This is a genomic window from Roseovarius sp. B08, from assembly GCF_051417955.1.
Classification (GTDB): domain Bacteria; phylum Pseudomonadota; class Alphaproteobacteria; order Rhodobacterales; family Rhodobacteraceae; genus Roseovarius.
The window spans coordinates 3,938,976-3,958,397 of the sequence record NZ_JBPRLW010000001.1 but is presented as its reverse complement, the minus strand read 5'-3'; the positions used below and the strand labels follow the sequence as shown (position 1 = coordinate 3,958,397).

The window sequence follows — 19,422 nt, the reverse complement described above, 5'->3', positions numbered from 1 at the left end:
TTCATCCCGCCGCTGCGGAAGGGCGGGTGGGGTGCAACCCCACCCTACGGGTCATTTTCCAATCGCTTTCAGCACGGCCTCGCCGAGGCCTGCGGGGGATTCGGCGACGGTGATGCCGGCGGATTTCATCGCCTCGATCTTGTCGTCGGCGCCGCCCTTGCCGCCCGCAACAATGGCGCCGGCGTGGCCCATGCGGCGGCCCGGAGGCGCCGTGCGCCCGGCGATGAAGCCGGCGCAGGGCTTGGAACGGCCTTTCTTGGCTTCGTCTTTCAGGAACTGGGCGGCGTCTTCCTCGGCGCTGCCGCCGATTTCGCCGATCATGATGATCGATTCCGTTTCATCGTCGGCCAGGAACCATTCCAGCACGTCGATATGCTCGGTGCCCTTAATGGGGTCGCCGCCGATGCCGACGCAAGTCGACTGGCCGAGGCCCACATCGGAGGTCTGCTTCACGGCCTCGTATGTAAGCGTGCCGGAGCGGGAGACGACGCCGACGCTGCCGCGCTTGTGGATATGGCCGGGCATGATGCCGATCTTGCACGCATCCGGCGTGATGATGCCGGGGCAGTTGGGGCCGATGAGGACAGAGCTGCTGCCCTCGAGCGCGCGCTTGACGCGCATCATGTCGAGCACCGGCACGCCCTCGGTGATCGCGACGATCAGCGGAACCTCCGCGTCGATCGCCTCGAGGATCGAATCGGCGGCAAAGGGCGGCGGCACGTAGATGACGGAGGCGTTGGCGCCCGTCTTGTGGACGGCTTCGTGGACCGAGTTGAACACGGGCAGGTCCAGATGCGTCTGGCCGCCTTTGCCGGGGGTCACGCCCCCGACCATTTGCGTGCCGTAGGCGATGGCCTGCTCGGAGTGAAAGGTGCCTTGCGAGCCGGTCAGGCCCTGGCAGATGACTCTGGTATTCTTGTCGACGAGAACGGCCATTGTGGCGTCTCCTTCCTTGATGATCTCTTCCCCGGCAACCGGGGTCTTGTTGGTCTTGGCGCGGGGTTCAGCCCCCGCGCGAGGATATCTTCGGGGCCTCAGATGCCCGTGGCATAGCCGAGGTCATAGGCGGTCACGGTGCGGCCCGGCGTGTCGCGGATCACCAGGATCATGTTGCCCTTGGCGCCCAGGTTGTAGACGCGCGCGGGCGGGGTGATCCGATCGGTCATGCGCGGCGCGCCGAAGCGTTCGGTCATGGCCTGTTCCAGCGTGTAGACATTGCCCGGGAACCGCGCGCTGACGGCACAGAAGGTGCGGCCCTCTGGCGTGCGGGTGACGGCGGCGGAAACGGCCTCGGTGGGCGAGAAGTTGCGCCCGCCCTCCTCGACCGTCAGGCCCTCGGCCACCATGCGCGCCTTGGCCCCGGCAAAATCCGGCCGGGTCGGGCCGCAGATGCTGTCGTTGAGCGTGATCACGCGGTCGAGGCTGACCGGGTCGGTGTCGGAGCGCGAGATCCCGTCGCCGCCGGTTCCGCAGGCGGCAAGCAGGAGCGTGGCGCCCAGGACGCCAAGGTTTATCGAGCGCGCCATCGTCAGCCTTTAACGGCCTTGACGATCTTCTGGGCGCCGTCCTTGAGGTCGTCGGCGGCGATCACGTCAACGTCGGAGTTGTTGATGATCTCCTTGCCCTTCTCGACATTGGTGCCTTCGAGGCGCACCACGAGGGGAACCTGCAGGCCCACTTCCTTGACGGCCGCGACCACGCCCTCGGCGATGACGTCGCAGCGCATGATGCCGCCGAAGATGTTCACCAGGATGCCCTTCACCTGCGGGTCGCTGGTGATGATCTTGAAGGCTTCCGTCACCTTGTCCTTGGTGGCCCCGCCGCCCACGTCGAGGAAGTTGGCCGGCTCGGCGCCGTAGAGCTTGATGATGTCCATCGTCGCCATGGCGAGCCCCGCGCCGTTGACCATGCAGCCGATCTCGCCGTCGAGCGCGATGTAGTTGAGGTCGTACTTGGACGCCTCCAGCTCCTTGGGGTCTTCCTCGGTGGTGTCGCGCAGCTCGGCGATGTCCGCGTGGCGGTAGACCGCGTTGGAGTCAAAGCCCATCTTGGCGTCGAGGCACTTCAGCTCGCCGCCCTCCGTGAGGATCAGCGGGTTGATCTCGAGCATCTCCATGTCCTTTTCCAGGAACATCTTGTAGAGCGTGCCCATCAGCGTGACGCATTGCTTGACCGCCGCGCCCTCGAGCTCGAGCATGAAGGCGATGCGGCGGCCATGAAAGGGCTGATAGCCGGTGGCGGGATCGACGCTCAGGCTGAGGATCTTTTCGGGCGTCTTTTCGGCCACTTCCTCGATGTCCATGCCACCCTCGGTGGAGGCGACGAAGCTGACGCGGGACGTCACCCGGTCGACCAGAAGTGCCAGGTAGAATTCCCTGGCGATGGCGGCGCCTTCCTCGATATAGATGCGGCCCACCTGCTTGCCGGCCTCGCCGGTCTGCTTGGTCACCAGAGTGCGGCCCAGCATCTTCTTGGCTTCCTCGGCGGCCTCGGAGACCGATTTGGTGATGCGCACGCCGCCCTTTTCGCCGGCGCCTTCCTCCTTGAAGGTGCCCTTGCCGCGGCCGCCCGCATGGATCTGCGCCTTGACCACCCAGACGGGGCCGTCAAGCTCACCCGCCGCCGTCTTCGCCTCTTCCGCGCGCAACACGACACGCCCGTCCGAAACAGGCGCCCCGTAAGAGCGCAGCAAGGCCTTCGCCTGGTATTCATGGATGTTCATGCGGATTTCCCATCTTTCTGTACGTTTGCATCTGGTATAGCCATAGGATGAAGCGGGACTTAACCCCTTTCGTGACATGGCCCGCGTTTTGCGGCGAATTTCCGCCATTTGTGATCACACGATTTTGCGCTGTGATCACAAAACAGGGCGTTGATATGCATGACGAATCGAAACGCTGGCGGTGTCAGCCCGCGGTCTGCCGAAACGAAAAACACGCGGGCCGATCCGGACCGCGCGTTCTGATTGCAGGCTATGGGCCGGAGTTCAGCCGAGCGAGCTGTCGATGCCCTTGCAGGCCTCGACCAGGCCCTTTACGGCCTTGACGGAGGTGTCGAACATTTCCTGCTCTTGCTTGTTGAGCTTGATGTTGACGATCTTCTCGATCCCGCCGGCGCCGATCACGGTGGGCACGCCCACGTACATGCCCTTGAGGCCGAACTCGCCGTCGCAATGGGCGGCGCAGGGCAGGACGCGCTTTTGATCCTTGAGGTAGGCTTCGGCCATTTCGATGGCCGAGGTGGCGGGGGCGTAGAAGGCCGAGCCGGTTTTCAGCAGGCCGACAATCTCGGCGCCGCCGTCGCGGGTGCGCTGCACGATCGCGTCAAGTTTTTCCTGCGTGGTCCAGCCCATGTCGACGAGGTCGGGCAGGGGGATGCCGGCGACGGTAGAGTAGCGCACGCAGGGCACCATGGTGTCGCCGTGGCCGCCCAGCACGAAGGCGCTGACGTCCTTCATCGAGACGTTGAATTCCAGGCTGAGGAAGTGGCGGAAGCGGGCGCTGTCGAGCACACCAGCCATGCCGCAAACCTTCTCTGGCGGAAGTCCCGAGAATTTCTGAAGCGCCCAGACCATCGCGTCGAGCGGGTTGGTGATGCAGATGACGAAGGCGTCGGGGGCGTTGGCGGCAATGCCCTCGCCCACGGATTTCATGACCTTGAGGTTGATGCCCAGAAGGTCGTCGCGGCTCATGCCGGGCTTGCGGGGGACACCGGCGGTGACGATGCAGACGTCGGCGCCGGCGATGTCGGCATAATCCTGCGTGCCCTTGAGCGCGGCGTCGAAGCCTTCGGCAGGGCCGGATTCGGCGATGTCGAGCGCCTTGCCCTCCGGCGTGCCCTCGGCGATGTCAAAGAGGACGACATCGCCCAGTTCCTTGATGGCGGCGAGATGGGCGAGCGTGCCGCCGATTTGTCCGGCGCCGATGAGGGCGATCTTGGGTCTGGCCATGGAAATTGATCTCCGGTGGGGTTGTTTTCGCGCTACGGGGTAGTCGCAAACCGGGGTCAATTCAAGTGTGCTGCACTGCGGCGCGTCGACGGCAGGCGGCCGAGGCACGGTAGGCTTGCCGAAAGCCGGTGAATTCTCAGGTGCTTAGGGTGCGCGCCTTGATGGCGGCGGGGCGCATCTAATTGGTTGCCCCCGGGACTGCGGCGGCGAATCTGCTGCGCGGCGGCGCACCGCCCGCGCGGTGTCAGGCGTCGTCGCCATCGACAGGCAGCACCTCATCCAGTTCCTCGAAGGACTGGCCGCTGGCGACAAGGCAGGTCACGCCATGCACCGAGGTGACGGTGATCGTCCAGGTGCCGGTCTCGGACGAGGCGAACACCTCGATCACCGCGTTGTTGGCGCCAAGGCCCATGGATTTCCGCGACTCGCCATACTTGGAGGCGAGCCGGTCGACGACCGCATCGCGGGGCGCGCAGTTCGCGGCGAAGGCGGGACCGGACAGACCCGTGGCCACGAGCGTGGCAATCATCATCAGTGTGGTCTTCATCGTCTTACCCTTTCTGCGTTGGGTCCCTGCCGTTTTTCTGGTGCAGACAGCGTGGAGGCGACAGTATCAAGCCAGGGTTAACGGACCGTTCGCAGTCGCTGGGGAGGGAGGCGCGGCAGGGGGCTATTCTGCAATGCGGCGAGAAAGGTCTTGAACTTTCGTTCCAAAAATGGCGAATTCCCGCGCAAGAAAATTTCGACCAGACAGCGGGGCACGCCATGGACCTGACCACCCATCCTTACCGATCCGTCCTTTACATTCCCGGCTCGAAGGAACGGGCGCTGGACAAGGCGCGCACCCTGCCCACCGACGCGATCATCTTTGACCTGGAGGATGCCGTGGCCCCCGATGCCAAGGCCGAGGCGCGCCAGACGCTGGCGCAGGCGCTGAGCGACGGGGGCTATGGCAACCGCGTGAAGGTCGTGCGGATCAACGCGCTGACCACCGAATGGGGGTTCGAGGATGCGCGCGTGCTGGGCGATGCGGGCGCGGACGTGATATTGCAGCCCAAGGTGAACACCTATGCGGATGTCGACAACCTGTCGGACCTCATTGGCACCGAGATCCCGATCTGGACGATGATGGAAACCCCCGCCAGCGTGTTCAACGCCCGCGAGATTGCGGCGCATCGGCAGGTGACGGGGCTGGTGGCCGGCACGAACGACCTGACCAAGGAGTTCGGCTGTCGGTTTCGCGCCGACCGGATGCCACTGTTGGCGTCTTTGCAGATGATCGTGATGGCGGCGCGGGCGGCACGGGGCGTGGTGGCGCTGGACGGGGTCTACAACCGCTTTCGGGATGGCGACGGGCTGAAGCTGGAATGCGAGCATGGCCGCGACCTGGGCTTTGACGGCAAGACGCTGATCCATCCCGACCAGATCGACATCGCCAACACGGCCTTTGCGCCCACGCAGTCCGAGATCGACATGGCGATGCGCCAGATCGAGGCCTACGAGGAAAGCAAGAAGCAGGGGCAGGGGATTGCCGTCGTGGACGGGCAGATCGTGGAAAACCTGCATGTCGTCGCGGCGCAGCGGACGCTGGCCAAGGCCGAGGCGATTGCACAGATGGCGGCGGAGTAGATCATGGGATTGCTGATCGCAGGTGTGCTGCTGTGGACCGGGGCGCATTTGTTCAAACGGATCGCGCCGGGGCCGAGGGCGGCGATGGGCAACGCGGGCAAGGCGGTGATCGCCGTGGTGCTGCTGGTCAGCATCTGGATGATGACCAAGGGCTACCAGGCCGCCGATGGCGCGTTTTTCTGGGGGCGGCACCCGGCGACGGTGGGGATCAACAACCTGTTGATGCTGCTGTCTGTTTACATGTTCGCCGCCGCCGGCATGAAAACCGCGCTGGCGCGCAGGATGCGGCATCCGATGCTGGGCGCGGTCAAGGTCTGGGCGCTGGCGCACCTGTTGGTGAACGGCGACGTGCCGTCCTTCGTCCTGTTCGGCGGGCTGCTGGCTTGGGCGGTGATCGAGATGATCGTGATCAACAAGGCGCAGCCGGAATGGGTGCGCCCCGACCCGGCGCCGAAATCCAAGGAGATCGCCGCGGTGGCGGGCAGTGTCGTGGTCTACGGCCTGATCGTGGCCGTGCATTACTGGCTGGGCTATCCGGTGTTTGGGTGAGCATATGAAACTTTATCGATTCCTGTCGGCCGATGACACGTCGGCCTTTTGCCACAAGGTGACCGAGGCGCTGAACAAGGGGTGGGAGCTCTATGGCAGCCCGACCTATGCGTTCGACGCGGCCAACGGCGTGATGCGGTGCGGGCAGGCCGTGGTGAAAGAGGCCGAGGGCACCTATACGCCCGACACCAAGCTGGGAGAGCAGTGAGCATGGCCAAGACCAATGCGGGGCGGTTCTTCGAGGATTACAGCGTCGGTGACGTGATCCCGCATGCGGTGCCGCGCACCGTGTCGGGGGTGAGCGGGCGCTTTACCATGCGCTTTATCCGGCGCGCCACGCGCTTTATTCCTCGGACGCGTTCGCGCGGGCGTGTGGCCTGCCCGAAAGCCCGATCGACGATCTGGCGGCGTTTCACATCGTCTTCGGCAAGAGCGTGCCGGACATCTCGCTGAACGCGGTGGCGAATTTGGGCTATGCCGAGGCGCGGTGGCTGCGGCCGGTCTATGCGGGCGATACGCTGCGCTCGGAATCCGAGGTGATCGGGGTCAAGCAGACCTCCAGCGGCAAGACCGGGATCGTCTGGGTGCGGACCACGGGCCTGAACCAGCGGGACGAGCCGGTGTTGCAGTTCGTCCGCTGGGTGATGGTGCGCAAAAAGGATGTGGATGCGCCCGCGCCCGAGCCCGTGGTGCCGGAGACCGCGCCGCATGTGGCGGCGGAGGATCTGGTTGTTCCAGCGGAGCTGGATTTCTCGGAATACGACCTGACGCTGGCGGGCGAGCCGCATCGCTGGGGTGATTACGAGGTCGGCGAGACGATCGACCACGTGGATGGCGTGACCATCGAGGAAGCCGAGCACATGATGGCGACGCGCCTGTGGCAGAACACGTCGAAAACGCATTTCGACGCGACCCAGCGCGAGGACGGCAAGCGGCTGATCTATGGCGGGCACGTGATTTCCATGGCGCGGGCGCTGAGCTTCAACGGGCTGGCCAACGCGCAGATGATCGCGGCGATCAACGCGGGCAGTCACGTGAACCCGTGCTTTGCCGGGGATACCGTCAGGGCGTGGTCCGAGGTGCTGGACCGCGCCGAGACCGACGCGCCGGGTGTGGGCGCGCTGCGGCTGCGGCTGGTGGCGACCAAGGGCGGCGAGGCGTTCAGCCTGCGCGGCGAGGACGGCAAGTACTTGCCCCATGTGTTGCTGGACCTGGATTACTGGGCGCTGATGCCGATTTGAGGCATGGGTGGCGTTTTCGCTTTGTTAACAGGTGGTCTGTAACCTTCGGTCCTGTGCGAAAGGAGGTTGCCATGCCTGATCCAACGCCAATTGAAGGCCCGCGCCTGCGGTGCCTCGTCCTCGAAGACAGTGCCCATGACCAGGAGATGATCCGCCGCGCGATGCGCGGGGCGCGGGTAGAGGCCGAGATTGACTTCGTCTCGACCATCGAAACCGCGCGCAAGGCGCTGTCGCAATCGCGCTACTCGGCCATCCTGTGCGACAACAGCGTGCCCGATGGCTCCGGCAGCGAATTCGCCGGTGAACTGGCCGGCGCGCCGGAGCTGTCGGACGTGCCCATTGTCATCGTCTCGGGCTGGCCGTCGCCCTTCATGTGGGACAAGGCGCGCGCGGCGGGGCTGTGCGTGATCGACAAGACGGACGATCCGATGCGCAAGCTGCGTGATTTCTTCCGCGAGTGCGTGGGGGACCTGATCACGCGGCGCGTGGCGGGACCGGTGCGTCGAAGCGCCTGACCGCCGGACAACGCGAATGTGAGCCGCCGAGCGGTTTTGCTGGGCAGCGGCGCCGGTTCGGCGCATGCTTTGGCCATGAAACGCGCTTTCCCGTGCCTGTGGCTGTCGGCCGCCGTGGCCTGTGGCGCGGCGGTATCCGCCGCCGCCTGCGAGGTGGCGTTGGTGCTGGCCGTGGACGTGTCGGGTTCGGTCGACGAATCCGAATACCGTATCCAGATGCAGGGATTGGCGGACGGGTTGCGCGATGGCGCGGTCAGCGAGGCGCTGGTCGTGGGCGAGGCGGCGGTGCTGGTGCTGCAATGGACCGGCACCTCTCGCCAGCGCGTGGTTGTGCCGTGGCAGCGCCTGAACGATTTCGATGCGGTCGAGGCGCTGGCGTCGCGGATCGAGACGACGCCGCGCGTGTGGCGCAACTTTTCCACCGCGATCGGCGAGGCGCTGGAGGTCGGCGCGGCGCAGTTCGCGGAGGTGCCCGATTGCGAGAGGCGGGTGATTGACGTCTCGGGCGACGGGTCGTCGAACGAAGGCCCGGAGCCGCGCGACATGCATGACCTGTTGACCGAGCAGGGAATCGTGGTCAATGCGCTGGTCATCGAAGGGGCGGAGCCGAGGATGACCGAGTATTTCTGGGAGAACGTCATCCACGGGCCGGGCGCTTTTGTGATCACAGCCAACGATTACGACGAGTACCCCGCCCGAATGCGTCGGAAACTGCTGCGCGAAGTCACCAAACCGATCTCGAAAGCGGTGAGTGATTCCTTTTTGCCAAATTTGTGATCACGCAGTTGGTGATGTGATCACGAATTTCCGATTTGCGACGAAATGCCTGCACTATTTGAAGAATACGGGTTTGCAGACGCCCCGGATGATTGGATAAAACGAACTCAAATCGCGGGGCAGGTCGGCCCACCCGGGTCGGCGCCACATCGCGACGAGAAAGGGATTGCCAATGGCAGACGTAAATCGCGGCAACCGGCCGCTTTCGCCCCACCTCACGATCTATCGCCCACAGCTGACGTCGATCACCTCGATCCTGACCCGGATCACCGGCAACGCCCTGATCGTGGCGGCGCTGCTGACGGTCTGGTGGCTGCTGGCCGCCGCGACCTCGGCCGACTATTTCGCGACCGCCGACGCGGTGATGACCGGCTGGTTCGGTGACGTGGTGATGTTCCTGTCGCTCTGGGCGCTGTGGTATCACACGCTGGCGGGGGTCAGGCACCTGATCTGGGACAGCGGGAAGATGCTGCAGATCGACCGCGCCGAGATGCTGGGCTGGATCGCGATCGGCGGATCGGTCGTGCTAACCATCCTGACCGTGCTGTTCATCTGAGAGGGCCGGACATGCGTTACCTGACAGACCGCAAGCGCGCCATGGGCCTGGGCTCGGCCAAATCCGGCGTTGGCCATTTCTGGGCGATGAAGCTGCAGAGCGTCGCGCTGCTTATCCTGATCCCGCTTTTCGTGTTCACCTTCGGCGGCATTCTGGGCAGTTCGTTCGAGGAGGTCACGGCCTATTACGCGCGGCCCTTCCCGGCCATCGTCGCGGCGCTGACGCTGGTGGTCGGCTTCAAGCATTTCGCCGATGGGTGCCAGGTGCTGATCGAGGACTATGTGCATGGCACGGCGCAGAAGGTCACGATCATTTTGGTGACCTGCCTGAGCTATGGCGCCATGGCGACGGGGCTGTTCGCCATCGCGCGCATGGCACTCTGAGCGATATTCAAGGGCAAGGCGCAGGCCGCCTTGGCACATGAGACCATACAGCCGGGGCCCGATGGCCCGAGCAGACGAACCGGAAAAGGCACGAAGCATGGCGGCTTACGAATACGAGACACATGATTACGACGTGGTTGTGGTGGGCGCGGGCGGCGCGGGGCTGCGCGCGACGCTGGGCATGGCCGAGCAGGGCCTGCGCACGGCCTGCGTGACCAAGGTGTTCCCGACGCGTTCGCACACCGTGGCGGCGCAGGGCGGCATCGCGGCCAGCCTTGGCAACATGGGACCCGATAGCTGGCAGTGGCACATGTACGACACCGTGAAGGGCTCGGACTGGCTGGGCGACACGGACGCGATGGAATACCTGGCGCGCGAGGCACCCAAGGCGGTCTACGAGCTGGAGCATTACGGCGTGCCGTTTTCGCGCACCGAGGAAGGGCGGATCTATCAGCGCCCCTTTGGCGGGCACACGACAGAGTTCGGCGAAGGCCCTCCGGTGCAGCGGACATGCGCGGCCGCCGACCGCACGGGCCACGCGATCCTGCATACGCTTTACGGGCAAAGCCTGAAGAACAACGCCGAGTTCTACATCGAGTATTTCGCCATCGACCTGATGATGAGCGAGGACGGCCAGTGCACCGGCGTTGTCTGCTGGAAGCTGGATGACGGCACGATCCATGTGTTCAACTCCAAGATGGTGGTGCTGGCCACGGGCGGCTATGGCCGCGCCTATTTCAGCGCGACGTCAGCGCACACCTGTACTGGCGACGGCGGGGGCATGGTGGCGCGCGCGGGCCTGCCGCTGCAGGACATGGAGTTCGTTCAGTTCCACCCCACCGGCATCTACGGCTCTGGCTGCCTGATCACAGAGGGCGCGCGGGGCGAGGGCGGTTACCTGACCAACAGCGAAGGCGAGCGGTTCATGGAGCGCTATGCGCCCAACTACAAGGACCTGGCGCCGCGCGACTATGTCAGCCGGTCGATGACGATGGAGATCCGCGAGGGGCGCGGCGTGGGCGAGCACGGCGATCACATTCACCTGAACCTCAGCCACCTGCCCGCCGAGGCGCTGAACCTGCGCCTGCCGGGGATTTCGGAGAGCGCCAAGATTTTTGCCGGGGTGGACGTGACCCGGGAGCCGATCCCGGTGTTGCCGACCGTGCATTACAACATGGGCGGCATTCCGACGAATTATTGGGGCGAAGTTCTGAACCCCGTCGAAGGCGACCCGCACGCGGTCGTTCCCGGTCTTATGGCCGTGGGCGAGGCGGGCTGTGCATCGGTGCATGGCGCGAACCGGCTTGGATCGAACTCGCTCATCGACCTGGTGGTGTTCGGCCGGGCTGCGGCCATTCGCGCGGGCAAGGTGGTGAACCCCGAGAGCGCCGTGCCGGCGACGAATACCGCCCAGGTCGACAAGGCATTGGATCGCTTCGACCATTTCCGCCATGCCGATGGCGGCATGCCCACGGCAGAGCTGCGGCTGGAAATGCAGCGCACGATGCAGGAGGACGCCGCCGTCTTCCGCACCTCGAAGACGCTGTCCGAGGGCGTCAAGAAGATGGATGCGATCGCGGCCAAGGTGGGCGACCTGAAGGTGACCGACCGCAGCCTGGTGTGGAACAGCGACCTGATGGAGACGCTGGAACTGACCAACCTGATGCCCAACGCGCTGGCCACCATCGCCGGGGCCGAGGCGCGCAAGGAAAGCCGCGGCGCGCACGCGCACGAGGATTTCTCGAAGCGCGATGACGAGAACTGGCGCGTGCACACGGTTGCGCGGGTGGATGGCACATCGGTCGAATTGAGCTATCGTCCTATCATCGAGGACCCGCTCACGACCGAATCCGAGGGTGGGATCAATCTGAAGAAGATCGCACCCAAGGAAAGGACATTTTGATGAAAGCCATTCTGAGAAGCGTCGCCGCCATTGGCGGCCTGACGATGCTGGCAGGCGCGGCGCAGGCCGTCGACACCACACCGGCCAACGTGGACCGCGTCGTGCAGGCATGCTTTGCCGAGGTCAGCCCCGAGGGGTCTTACGTGACGAACGTGCGGGGCAATGATGTTATCCTGACGCCCGTGCGCGGGTCCGGCGCGTCCACCTACGAGGCGCAGGCGCTGAACAGTTGCATCGCCTATCGCTTCGGCGCGTCGACCGTCACCGCGGCGGCGAAGCCGGACCGGTATATCTCGGTCGGTGAGCAGCGCAGCGCGATCCTGGACTGCAAGCACAAGTTCGGCATTGGCGGCGGTGTCCGTCTGGGCGGGCAATGGCAGGAGATTCCGATCGGTCAGCAGACGCGCATCTGGATCGTGCCGCATGGCCGGGTGACCGCCGAGGCGGCGAACCGGATCAATGCCTGTGCCGATCAGGCGCTTGGCCGTGGCGGCAGCCCGGTCCTCAAGGTGGTCGGTGTCGCGCGCAAGGCGGGGCTGTGCCCGAAACACGCGCCGGTCATGTATGGCGGCACGCACTACTGCATCGGCAACTGATCGCGATGCCCAAGGCCGCCACGCATATCACGGCAAAGCCTGTCCGCCCGGCGGGCTGGCCGCGTGCGCGGGGGCGGCATTACCTCGATGCGCTGGAGGTGCTGCACCGGACGAGACGCCCGGAGTGGTATCTGGAGATCGGCAGCGGGCGCGGGCATTCGCTGATGCGGTGCCCGGGCAGGGCCATCGCGGTGGACCCGGCATTTCGCCTGAGCGGCGACGTGATGGGCGACAAGCCGGCACTGCACCTGATCCGACAGACCAGCGGTGATTTCTTTGCCAGCGGGCAGGCGCAGGAGATTGCGCCGCGCATCGACATGGCGTTCATCGACGGGATGCACCTGTTCGAGTATGTGCTGGACGATTTCATCGCCACGGAAAGGCTGTGCCATCCCGAGGCGGCGATCCTGCTGCATGACCTTGTGCCGTTCTCGCCCGCCGCCGCCGAGCGCGAGTGGGACCCTGAGCGCACCAAGGGCTGGTCGGGCGACGTGTGGAAGATGACGCTGATCCTGCGCGAATACCGCCCCGAACTGGCGTTCGACGTGCTGAACCCGCGGCCCTGCGGGCTGGGGATCGTCACCGGACTGGACCCGCAGAACCGGGTGCTGGAAGACGCGCGGGACGAGATCGTGGCGAAGTTCATGGACCTGACGATCGAGGATTTCGGGCCGAGGAACCTCAAGCAGATCATGCAGATGTGCAAGGTCGAGGACGCTTTGCCGGAGCTGTCGGAACTGGAGGCGGCGGAATGAGGTGGCTTGCCATTCTTGCGCTGCCCCCGCTGCTGGCGGGGTGCGACGCGGCCAACGACGCCGCCGACGCCATCGCGCGGGAACGGGCGAAAACCGTGGTCAACGGCATCGTCGCGCGGCGCTTTCCGGGCGTCACCGTGGCGCCGGTCACCGACTGCATCATCGACGCGGCCTCGGCCGGGGAAATCATCACGATTGCCCGCGACACGGTCGGCGGGGTCCAGCCTGCGACGGTCGAGCTGGTGGTGGACATCGCGAGCCGGCCCAGTGCGGTTCAATGTATTGCTGAAAACGGTCTGGTCCTGCTGGGCCGTTGAACGGAGAGGACACGTAAATGGTACAGCTGACGCTTCCGAAGAATTCCCGGATCACCAAGGGGAAGACGTGGCCCAAGCCCGAGGGCGCGAAGAACGTGCGCAAGTTCCAGATCTACCGCTGGAACCCCGATGACGGGAAGAACCCGCAGGTCGACACCTATTTCCTCGACATGGACAAGTGCGGGCCGATGGTTCTGGACGCGCTGATCAAGATCAAGAACGAGGTCGACCCGACGCTGACCTTCCGGCGGTCCTGCCGCGAGGGGATTTGCGGGTCGTGTGCGATGAATATCGACGGGATCAACACGCTGGCCTGTATCTACGGGCTGGACGAGGTGAAGGGCGACGTGAAGATCTATCCGCTGCCGCACATGCCGGTGGTCAAGGACCTGATCCCGGACCTGACGCATTTCTACGCCCAGCACGCCAGCATCATGCCGTGGCTGGAAACCAAGACGAACCGCCCCGCGAAGGAGTGGAAGCAGTCGATCGAGGATCGCGAAAAGCTGGACGGCCTGTATGAATGCGTGATGTGCGCGTCCTGCTCGGCGGCCTGCCCGAGCTATTGGTGGAACGGCGACAAGTATCTTGGACCGGCCGCGCTGCTACATGCCTATCGCTGGATCATCGACAGCCGGGACGAGGCGACGGGCGAGCGGCTGGACGATCTTGAAGATCCGTTCAAGCTGTATCGCTGTCACACGATCATGAACTGCGCCAAGACCTGCCCCAAGGGGCTGAACCCCGCCAAGGCGATTGCCGAGATCAAGAAGCTGATGCTGGAGCGCGCGGTATAATGATGAAGCCGCGTCCCGAGCTCGATTTCAAGTCGAAGGAAGAGTTTCGGGACGTGTGCCGCCGCCTGTCGGGGCGGCTGCATTACCTGAACCGGACGGCGATCGGGGAGAGCAAGTTCGTCAGCGAACTGGCCGAACTCGTGAAGCGCGCCGGAAAGGTCTTTGACGAGCATTACGATGACAAGGATGTCTTCGCGGCCTTCGGCGACGGATGGGAGCCAGGCACCTTGTCGCGCGACGAGCGGCCCCTGGCGCTGTTCGGTCTGCTTTATCCCGAGGTCGGGTCGGACAAGTCCTGATCCAGCAGGCCGACAAGATCGGTGATGCGATCCAGTTGCCCCGGCTTGGCGCGCGGGGCGAGGAACGCGTCGAGCGCGGCATCGCGGGTCTGGACCATGGCGGCACGCGTGGCGCGGCCCGCCTCGGTCAGGTGCACATGCTTCAGGCGCTTGTCGGTGGCATCGGCAACACGGCGGATCAGACCATCCTTTTCCATACGGTCGAGCAGTCGCGAAACGCCGTATTGCGGCAGCATCAGGCCTTTTTCCAGTGATTTCGCGGTCTGGCTGTCGGGCCCGGCATCCAGGGCCGCCAACGCATCCAGCACGTCGAGCGGCGGCAGGCCCTCGGCCTTGAGCGCGGACTCCAGATGGCTCTGGAGGCGGCGATGGGCGCGCGACAGGACCTGCCACGCGGAAAGGTTCTGGGGTGTTCTGCTCATGCCCGGACCTTAAATGCAGGTGCATTTGCGGGGCAAGGGGCGTTCGCCGGCCTGCACGAAATCTGCGCAACCGGGGCTGGGGCGTCTGCACGGGCGCCTGTGCAAAACGAAGCATCGGAATAAGAAACGAGAGGACATTCCAATGCTGCGTTCCCCCGGATTGCGGTTCATCATCGTGGGCCTGCTGGTGCTGCTGATGACCATCCCCGTGTTTTTCGTCGGTGCGATCATCGACAGCCGCGCCGATTACAACCGCCAGACCATCGCCTCGGTCGGGCAGGAATGGGGCGGGCAACAGCTCTTGTCCGGCCCCGTCCTGATCATCCCGGTCCAGGAGACGGTGATGGTGCGCGAACGGGAAGAGGTGGTCGACCCACAGACCGGCGAACAGAAGCTGGATGGCGACGACCAGCCGGTGTTTCGGTTCCGCGAAGTGGAGCGCACTTTGCGCCGCGATCCGGTCTATGTCTATCCCGGTCTGCTGGAGTTGGGCGTGGAGAAGACCACGCAGGAACGCAGCCGGGGCATATTCTCGGTCCCGGTCTATACCGCCAAGGCCGAGGGCGCGTTCGATTTCAATGCGGAGGAGGCCGAGGAAGCGCTGCGCGGCGAGGAGGTGCTGCTGTGGGATCAGGCGGAGGTGCGGGTGTACGTGAGTTCCAACCGCGCGCTGCGGGGCGAGACCCGGCTGATGGCCGATGGCCGCGCGCTGGAGATGGAGCCGGTGGCGAGCGAGAACCGTTACATCGGCGGGCTGCGCGCACCGACGGGCGACCCGCGAGAGATCGGGGCGTTCGATCTGAAGATGGGGCTGAATGGTGCCGAGGCACTTTCGTTCACGCCGGTGGGGCGCGAGACGCGCGTGACGCTGACCTCGGACTGGCCGCATCCGGAGTTTCAGGGCGCGTTCCTGCCCGACAGCCACGCGGTGCGCGACGACGGGTTTCAGGCCAATTGGGTGATCCCGCATCTGGCGCGCCCCTTGCCGCAGGTCAGCCGCGCGGATCAGAACGAGGTGGCGCGGAATTCGTCGAGCTTTGGTGTGGGGCTCTATCAGCCGAATGACTTCTACCAGAAAGCCTATCGCGCGGCGCGGTACGGCGTGCTGTTCATCGGCCTGACGTTCCTGACAATCTTTCTGGTCGAAGGGCAAACCAAGCGGCCGACGCACCCGGTGCAGTATATCCTGATCGGGCTGGCGCAGTCGGCGTTCTTCCTGCTGATGCTGGCCTTGTCGGAACAGGTGGGGTTCGGCATGGCCTACCTGGTGTCGGGCGCGGCGACGGTTGGGTTGGTCACGGCCTTTGCCGCGACGGCGCTGAAGCTGGGCCGCCGTACGCTGGTGGTAGGGGCGATGCTGGCGGTGCTTTACGGCGTGCTCTATCTCATTCTGCGCAGTGCGGATTACGCGTTGCTGGCCGGGTCGATCCTGCTGTTCGCGGCCATCGCGGGCACCATGTTCGCCACGCGGAACGAGAACTGGTACGGCGAGCCGCGCGAGGGGCCGCGCCGGGGCTGGTTCCGCAAGCCCGAACCGCAGCCGCAGGCGCCCCAGCCCACAAGCTGACGCGACGTTTCCTTCCATGAGGCGGGGCGGCCGGGTTAGGCTGCCCCGTATGCTTGGGAGGAGATCATGTTGAAGACCGATATCGCGATCGTGGGCGGCGGGCTTGCCGGGCTTGTGGCTGCGCATGAGGCGGTGCAGCGCGGGCGCAAGGTGGTGCTGCTGGACCAGGAAGGGCCGCAATCCCTGGGCGGGCAGGCGTTCTGGTCCCTGGGCGGGTTGATGATGATCGACACGCCCGAGCAGCGGCGCATGGGCATCCGCGACAGCCGGGATCTGGCGGCACAGGACTGGATGGGCAGCGCCGGGTTCGACCGGCCCGAGGATGACAACCCCCGCCGCGTGGCCGAAGCCTATCTGGACTTCGCCGCCGGGCCGATGCGGGGGTATCTGCATGGTTTGGGGATGCGCTGGTTCCCCGTGGTCGGCTGGGCCGAGCGGGGCGGGGCCAAGGCCGATGGGCATGGCAATTCGGTCCCGCGCTTTCACGTCACTTGGGGCACGGGGACGGGCGTTGTTGCCCCGTTCGTGCGGCTGGTGCAGGAGGCCGAGGAGGCGGGCAAGCTGCGGTTCGCGTTCCGGCACCGGGTGACCGGGCTGGACGTGACCGATGGGCGCGTGACGGGGCTGCGTGGGGACGTGCTGGCCGAGGATGACGCGGTGCGCGGAGCCTCGACCAATCGCGAGGTGACAGGGCAGTTTCAGGTGCAGGCCGAGAGCGTGATCGTCGCCTCGGGCGGAATCGGCGGGGACCACGAGAAGGTGCGCAAGCTGTGGCCCGTCGACCGGCTTGGGCCTGCGCCCAAGGTCATGGTCGCGGGCGTGCCGGATTACGTCGATGGCCAGATGCAGGACGTGGCCAAGGCCGCAGGCGCCGGGGCGATCAACGAAGACCGGATGTGGCACTATTGCGAGGGGCTGAAGAACTGGGACCCGATCTGGCCCAACCACGGGATTCGGATCCTGCCGGGGCCGTCCTCGATGTGGTTCGACGCGAAGGGCGTGCGAATGGAGGCACCCTGTTTGCCGGGGTTCGACACGCTGAGCACGTTGAAGCGTATCCTCAGCACGGGGCACGAGCATTCCTGGTTCATCCTGACACAGAAGATCATCGAGAAGGAATTTGCCCTGTCGGGCAGCGAGCAGAACCCCGACCTGACCTCGGGCAAGTGGCGCGAGGTGCTGAAGGAGCGGCTGGGCAAAGGGGCGACGGGCGCGGTGGAGGCGTTCAAGGACCGCGGCGAGGATTTCGTCGTGGCAAAGGATTTCGAGACGCTGGTGAAGGGGATGAACGAGATCACCCCGGAGGCGCCGCTGGACGCAGGAGCATTGCGGGCGCAGGTGGCGGCGCGGGATGCGCAGCTGGCCAACCCGTTCGCCAAGGACGCGCAGGTGATCGCCATAAGGCAGGCGCGGGCCTATCGCGGCGACCGCTTGATTCGTACGGCAAAGCCTCATGCGATTCTCGACGCTGCCAACGGCCCGCTGATCGCCGTGCGGCTGAACATCCTGACGCGCAAATCGCTGGGCGGGCTGCATACCGATCTCAATGCGCGGGTGCTGCGCCCGGATGGCACAGTGCTGGACGGGCTTTACGCCGCCGGAGAGGTCGCGGGATTTGGTGGCGGAGGCTATCACGGCTACAATGCGCTGGAGGGGACCTTCCTTGGCGGGTGCATATTCTCGGGGCGCGCGGCGGGGTCGAGCGCCTGAAACTGATGTAGCGAAAACACAGTTCGAATCGTGCGGAAAAAATATTGGGCCGGCTCGCGAAAACTCTTGCACGACTCGGGGATTGGCCCCATGTGCACGATCAGACGCCAACGCACGCGCCTCTGTCCCGAAGGCCTTATACCCCAGCGGTTACGTAGCGACGGTAACGTCTCTGAACATTACCTCGCGGCCTCGCGCCGCCTCGTGACCTTTGGAGATGTCCATGACCGCTTTCGTCACCGACCTGTCGGGTGATTTCCGCCATGCTTGCGCCGCCCGTATCGAGGGCTTCCTGCGTACCACCACATTCGACCGCCCGACCCTGGTGATCGACACCGAAGTCGTGCTGCAAAACTATCGCGCGCTGGCGCAGGGGCTGGGCGACGCGCATATCCACTATGCCGTGAAAGCCAACCCCGAGCCGCAGGTGATCGAGGCGCTGGTGCGTGAAGGCAGCCGTTTCGACGCTGCCAGCCGGGGCGAAATCGAGCTGTGCCTGTCGCAGGGCGCCGCGCCCGAGCATATTTCCTTTGGCAACACCGTGAAGAAACCGGGCGATATCGCGTTTGCCTACCATGTCGGCGTGACGCTCTTTGCCGCCGATGCCGAGGAAGAGCTGGACAAGATCGCCGAGCACGCACCGGGTGCCGAGGTCTATATCCGCCTGATCGTCGAGGCGTCGGGCGCCGACTGGCCGCTGACGCGCAAGTTCGGCTGCGCGCCGGATCATGCCGTGGCGCTGATGGATTATGCCGCATCGCTGGGCCTGCGCCCGGTGGGCGTGTCGTTCCACGTCGGCAGCCAGACCCGCAAGCCCGAAATGTGGGCGCCGGTGCTGGACCGGATTGCGGACGTGTGGCGTGCGGCGCAGAAGGCTGGCCACAAGCTGGACCTGCTGAACATCGGCGGCGGCTTTCCGGCCTTCTATGGCGAGGAAATCGCGGCGCCGGCGATCTATGCAGCCCAAGTGCGCGAGATGGTGGCCGAGCGTTTCGGCGACGTGCCGCGCGTGATGGCAGAGCCGGGCCGGGGCCTGGTGGCCGAGGCCGGCATGATCGCCGCCGAGGTTGTGCTGGTGTCGCGCAAGTCGCCCGACGATCTGCACCGCTGGGTGTACCTGGATATCGGCATGTTCTCGGGCCTTGCCGAGACCATGGACGAGGCCATCCGTTACCAGTTCGTGACCGCCCGCGATGGCGAGCGCGCGGGCCCCTGCATCCTGGCCGGGCCGTCCTGCGATTCGGCGGATGTGCTGTATGAAAAACGCATGATCGACCTGCCGCTGGGCCTGAAGGCCGGGGACCGGGTGTTGATCCGCAGCTGCGGTGCATACACCTCGTCCTATTCCAGCGTGGGCTTCAACGGCTTCCCGCCGCTGGACGTGGTCGTGCTGTAGCTGCCCCCCGATCCGGGGCGGGCCGGTTGGCCTTGCCCCGCGGGACAGTGTAAGACCCACG

Annotated in this window: 22 protein-coding genes and 1 pseudogene; 17 read left to right on the top strand and 6 right to left on the bottom strand. The window is 65.3% G+C overall.

Going from position 1 to position 19,422, the window contains the following annotated elements:
- Nucleotides 1–51: 51 nt before the first annotated feature.
- The 5 genes from sucD to ACSQ76_RS20130 form a co-directional block, all read right to left on the bottom strand.
- The gene (gene sucD / locus ACSQ76_RS20150; protein WP_437157957.1) at nt 52–936 is read right to left on the bottom strand and encodes a succinate--CoA ligase subunit alpha; all 885 of its coding nucleotides are present in this window, start codon (nt 934–936) and stop codon (nt 52–54) included.
- A 98-nt stretch (nt 937–1,034) separates the two neighbouring features.
- Nucleotides 1,035–1,526, bottom strand: a complete 492-nt coding sequence (locus tag ACSQ76_RS20145) for a hypothetical protein (protein WP_437157956.1) — start codon at nt 1,524–1,526, stop codon at nt 1,035–1,037.
- A gap of 2 nt (nt 1,527–1,528) precedes the next feature.
- Nucleotides 1,529–2,722 (bottom strand): ADP-forming succinate--CoA ligase subunit beta, encoded by a 1,194-nt coding sequence (gene sucC, locus ACSQ76_RS20140; RefSeq protein ID WP_437157955.1) that lies wholly within the window; start codon nt 2,720–2,722, stop codon nt 1,529–1,531.
- A gap of 264 nt (nt 2,723–2,986) precedes the next feature.
- Nucleotides 2,987–3,949: a malate dehydrogenase gene (gene mdh, locus ACSQ76_RS20135; RefSeq protein WP_306127530.1), complete on the bottom strand. Its 963-nt coding sequence runs from the start codon at nt 3,947–3,949 to the stop codon at nt 2,987–2,989.
- 244 nt (nt 3,950–4,193) lie between these two features.
- The gene (locus tag ACSQ76_RS20130; protein WP_437158247.1) at nt 4,194–4,481 is read right to left on the bottom strand and encodes a hypothetical protein; all 288 of its coding nucleotides are present in this window, start codon (nt 4,479–4,481) and stop codon (nt 4,194–4,196) included.
- Nucleotides 4,482–4,714: 233 nt separating this feature from the next.
- Between ACSQ76_RS20130 and ACSQ76_RS20125 the strand changes: the two genes are divergently transcribed.
- The 14 genes and pseudogenes from ACSQ76_RS20125 (at nt 4,715) to ACSQ76_RS20060 (ending at nt 14,266) form a co-directional block, all read left to right on the top strand.
- Entirely contained in the window at nt 4,715–5,578 is an 864-nt protein-coding gene (locus ACSQ76_RS20125; RefSeq protein WP_437157954.1) for an HpcH/HpaI aldolase/citrate lyase family protein, read from the top strand.
- 3 nt (nt 5,579–5,581) lie between these two features.
- On the top strand, nt 5,582–6,127 hold the full coding sequence (locus tag ACSQ76_RS20120) for an NnrU family protein (protein ID WP_437157953.1): 546 nt from the start codon (nt 5,582–5,584) through the stop codon (nt 6,125–6,127).
- 4 nt (nt 6,128–6,131) lie between these two features.
- Nucleotides 6,132–6,335: a DUF1737 domain-containing protein gene (locus tag ACSQ76_RS20115; protein WP_437157952.1), complete on the top strand. Its 204-nt coding sequence runs from the start codon at nt 6,132–6,134 to the stop codon at nt 6,333–6,335.
- 2 nt (nt 6,336–6,337) lie between these two features.
- Nucleotides 6,338–7,368: pseudogene (locus ACSQ76_RS20110) on the top strand (MaoC family dehydratase).
- Nucleotides 7,369–7,439: 71 nt separating this feature from the next.
- Nucleotides 7,440–7,883, top strand: a complete 444-nt coding sequence (locus ACSQ76_RS20105) for a response regulator (RefSeq protein ID WP_437157951.1) — start codon at nt 7,440–7,442, stop codon at nt 7,881–7,883.
- A 75-nt stretch (nt 7,884–7,958) separates the two neighbouring features.
- Nucleotides 7,959–8,660: a DUF1194 domain-containing protein gene (locus ACSQ76_RS20100; RefSeq protein WP_437157950.1), complete on the top strand. Its 702-nt coding sequence runs from the start codon at nt 7,959–7,961 to the stop codon at nt 8,658–8,660.
- 172 nt (nt 8,661–8,832) lie between these two features.
- Nucleotides 8,833–9,216, top strand: a complete 384-nt coding sequence (sdhC, locus tag ACSQ76_RS20095; RefSeq protein WP_437157949.1) for a succinate dehydrogenase, cytochrome b556 subunit — start codon at nt 8,833–8,835, stop codon at nt 9,214–9,216.
- Between the two features lie 11 nt (nt 9,217–9,227).
- Nucleotides 9,228–9,599 (top strand): succinate dehydrogenase, hydrophobic membrane anchor protein, encoded by a 372-nt coding sequence (gene sdhD / locus ACSQ76_RS20090; protein ID WP_437157948.1) that lies wholly within the window; start codon nt 9,228–9,230, stop codon nt 9,597–9,599.
- A 97-nt stretch (nt 9,600–9,696) separates the two neighbouring features.
- Nucleotides 9,697–11,502 (top strand): succinate dehydrogenase flavoprotein subunit, encoded by a 1,806-nt coding sequence (gene sdhA, locus ACSQ76_RS20085; protein WP_437157947.1) that lies wholly within the window; start codon nt 9,697–9,699, stop codon nt 11,500–11,502.
- Complete coding sequence (locus tag ACSQ76_RS20080) at nt 11,502–12,098, top strand: hypothetical protein (protein ID WP_437157946.1); 597 nt, start codon at nt 11,502–11,504, stop codon at nt 12,096–12,098. Before sdhA ends, ACSQ76_RS20080 begins: the two co-directional genes overlap by 1 nt.
- Nucleotides 12,041–12,853 (top strand): class I SAM-dependent methyltransferase, encoded by an 813-nt coding sequence (locus ACSQ76_RS20075; RefSeq protein WP_437157945.1) that lies wholly within the window; start codon nt 12,041–12,043, stop codon nt 12,851–12,853. The genes ACSQ76_RS20080 and ACSQ76_RS20075 overlap by 58 nt, the downstream gene beginning before the upstream one ends.
- The gene (locus ACSQ76_RS20070; RefSeq protein WP_437157944.1) at nt 12,850–13,170 is read left to right on the top strand and encodes a succinate dehydrogenase; all 321 of its coding nucleotides are present in this window, start codon (nt 12,850–12,852) and stop codon (nt 13,168–13,170) included. The genes ACSQ76_RS20075 and ACSQ76_RS20070 overlap by 4 nt, the downstream gene beginning before the upstream one ends.
- Nucleotides 13,171–13,187: 17 nt before the next feature.
- The gene (locus ACSQ76_RS20065) at nt 13,188–13,967 is read left to right on the top strand and encodes a succinate dehydrogenase iron-sulfur subunit (protein WP_437157943.1); all 780 of its coding nucleotides are present in this window, start codon (nt 13,188–13,190) and stop codon (nt 13,965–13,967) included.
- Nucleotides 13,967–14,266 (top strand): hypothetical protein, encoded by a 300-nt coding sequence (locus tag ACSQ76_RS20060; RefSeq protein ID WP_437157942.1) that lies wholly within the window; start codon nt 13,967–13,969, stop codon nt 14,264–14,266. Before ACSQ76_RS20065 ends, ACSQ76_RS20060 begins: the two co-directional genes overlap by 1 nt.
- On the opposite strand, the gene ACSQ76_RS20055 is transcribed toward ACSQ76_RS20060, so the two are convergent.
- Nucleotides 14,236–14,688 carry a MarR family winged helix-turn-helix transcriptional regulator gene (locus ACSQ76_RS20055; RefSeq protein ID WP_437157941.1) on the bottom strand — a complete coding sequence of 151 codons (453 nt, stop codon included), beginning with the start codon at nt 14,686–14,688 and terminating at the stop codon, nt 14,236–14,238. The two genes, ACSQ76_RS20060 and ACSQ76_RS20055, sit on opposite strands and share 31 nt — an antisense overlap.
- A 142-nt stretch (nt 14,689–14,830) precedes the next feature.
- Between ACSQ76_RS20055 and creD the strand changes: the two genes are divergently transcribed.
- The 3 genes from creD (at nt 14,831) to ACSQ76_RS20040 (ending at nt 19,361) form a co-directional block, all read left to right on the top strand.
- Entirely contained in the window at nt 14,831–16,255 is a 1,425-nt protein-coding gene (gene creD, locus ACSQ76_RS20050) for a cell envelope integrity protein CreD (RefSeq protein ID WP_437157940.1), read from the top strand.
- A gap of 66 nt (nt 16,256–16,321) precedes the next feature.
- Nucleotides 16,322–17,965: an FAD-binding dehydrogenase gene (locus ACSQ76_RS20045; protein WP_437157939.1), complete on the top strand. Its 1,644-nt coding sequence runs from the start codon at nt 16,322–16,324 to the stop codon at nt 17,963–17,965.
- Between the two features lie 223 nt (nt 17,966–18,188).
- Complete coding sequence (locus ACSQ76_RS20040; protein ID WP_437157938.1) at nt 18,189–19,361, top strand: type III PLP-dependent enzyme; 1,173 nt, start codon at nt 18,189–18,191, stop codon at nt 19,359–19,361.
- Nucleotides 19,362–19,422 lie beyond the last annotated feature (61 nt).

Excerpts from the sequence above, each read along its gene's own strand:
- sucD (WP_437157957.1), bottom strand. The coding sequence starts at position 936 with ATGGCCGTTCTCGTCGACAAGAATACCAGAGTCATCTGCCAGGGCCTG.
- ACSQ76_RS20145 (WP_437157956.1), bottom strand. The coding sequence starts at position 1,526 with ATGGCGCGCTCGATAAACCTTGGCGTCCTGGGCGCCACGCTCCTGCTT.
- sucC (WP_437157955.1), bottom strand. The coding sequence starts at position 2,722 with ATGAACATCCATGAATACCAGGCGAAGGCCTTGCTGCGCTCTTACGGG.
- mdh (WP_306127530.1), bottom strand. The coding sequence starts at position 3,949 with ATGGCCAGACCCAAGATCGCCCTCATCGGCGCCGGACAAATCGGCGGC.
- ACSQ76_RS20130 (WP_437158247.1), bottom strand. The coding sequence starts at position 4,481 with ATGATGATTGCCACGCTCGTGGCCACGGGTCTGTCCGGTCCCGCCTTC.
- ACSQ76_RS20125 (WP_437157954.1), top strand. The coding sequence starts at position 4,715 with ATGGACCTGACCACCCATCCTTACCGATCCGTCCTTTACATTCCCGGC.
- ACSQ76_RS20120 (WP_437157953.1), top strand. The coding sequence starts at position 5,582 with ATGGGATTGCTGATCGCAGGTGTGCTGCTGTGGACCGGGGCGCATTTG.
- ACSQ76_RS20115 (WP_437157952.1), top strand. The coding sequence starts at position 6,132 with ATGAAACTTTATCGATTCCTGTCGGCCGATGACACGTCGGCCTTTTGC.
- ACSQ76_RS20105 (WP_437157951.1), top strand. The coding sequence starts at position 7,440 with ATGCCTGATCCAACGCCAATTGAAGGCCCGCGCCTGCGGTGCCTCGTC.
- ACSQ76_RS20100 (WP_437157950.1), top strand. The coding sequence starts at position 7,959 with ATGAAACGCGCTTTCCCGTGCCTGTGGCTGTCGGCCGCCGTGGCCTGT.
- sdhC (WP_437157949.1), top strand. The coding sequence starts at position 8,833 with ATGGCAGACGTAAATCGCGGCAACCGGCCGCTTTCGCCCCACCTCACG.
- sdhD (WP_437157948.1), top strand. The coding sequence starts at position 9,228 with ATGCGTTACCTGACAGACCGCAAGCGCGCCATGGGCCTGGGCTCGGCC.
- sdhA (WP_437157947.1), top strand. The coding sequence starts at position 9,697 with ATGGCGGCTTACGAATACGAGACACATGATTACGACGTGGTTGTGGTG.
- ACSQ76_RS20080 (WP_437157946.1), top strand. The coding sequence starts at position 11,502 with ATGAAAGCCATTCTGAGAAGCGTCGCCGCCATTGGCGGCCTGACGATG.
- ACSQ76_RS20070 (WP_437157944.1), top strand. The coding sequence starts at position 12,850 with ATGAGGTGGCTTGCCATTCTTGCGCTGCCCCCGCTGCTGGCGGGGTGC.
- ACSQ76_RS20065 (WP_437157943.1), top strand. The coding sequence starts at position 13,188 with ATGGTACAGCTGACGCTTCCGAAGAATTCCCGGATCACCAAGGGGAAG.
- ACSQ76_RS20060 (WP_437157942.1), top strand. The coding sequence starts at position 13,967 with ATGATGAAGCCGCGTCCCGAGCTCGATTTCAAGTCGAAGGAAGAGTTT.
- ACSQ76_RS20055 (WP_437157941.1), bottom strand. The coding sequence starts at position 14,688 with ATGAGCAGAACACCCCAGAACCTTTCCGCGTGGCAGGTCCTGTCGCGC.
- creD (WP_437157940.1), top strand. The coding sequence starts at position 14,831 with ATGCTGCGTTCCCCCGGATTGCGGTTCATCATCGTGGGCCTGCTGGTG.
- ACSQ76_RS20045 (WP_437157939.1), top strand. The coding sequence starts at position 16,322 with ATGTTGAAGACCGATATCGCGATCGTGGGCGGCGGGCTTGCCGGGCTT.
- ACSQ76_RS20040 (WP_437157938.1), top strand. The coding sequence starts at position 18,189 with ATGACCGCTTTCGTCACCGACCTGTCGGGTGATTTCCGCCATGCTTGC.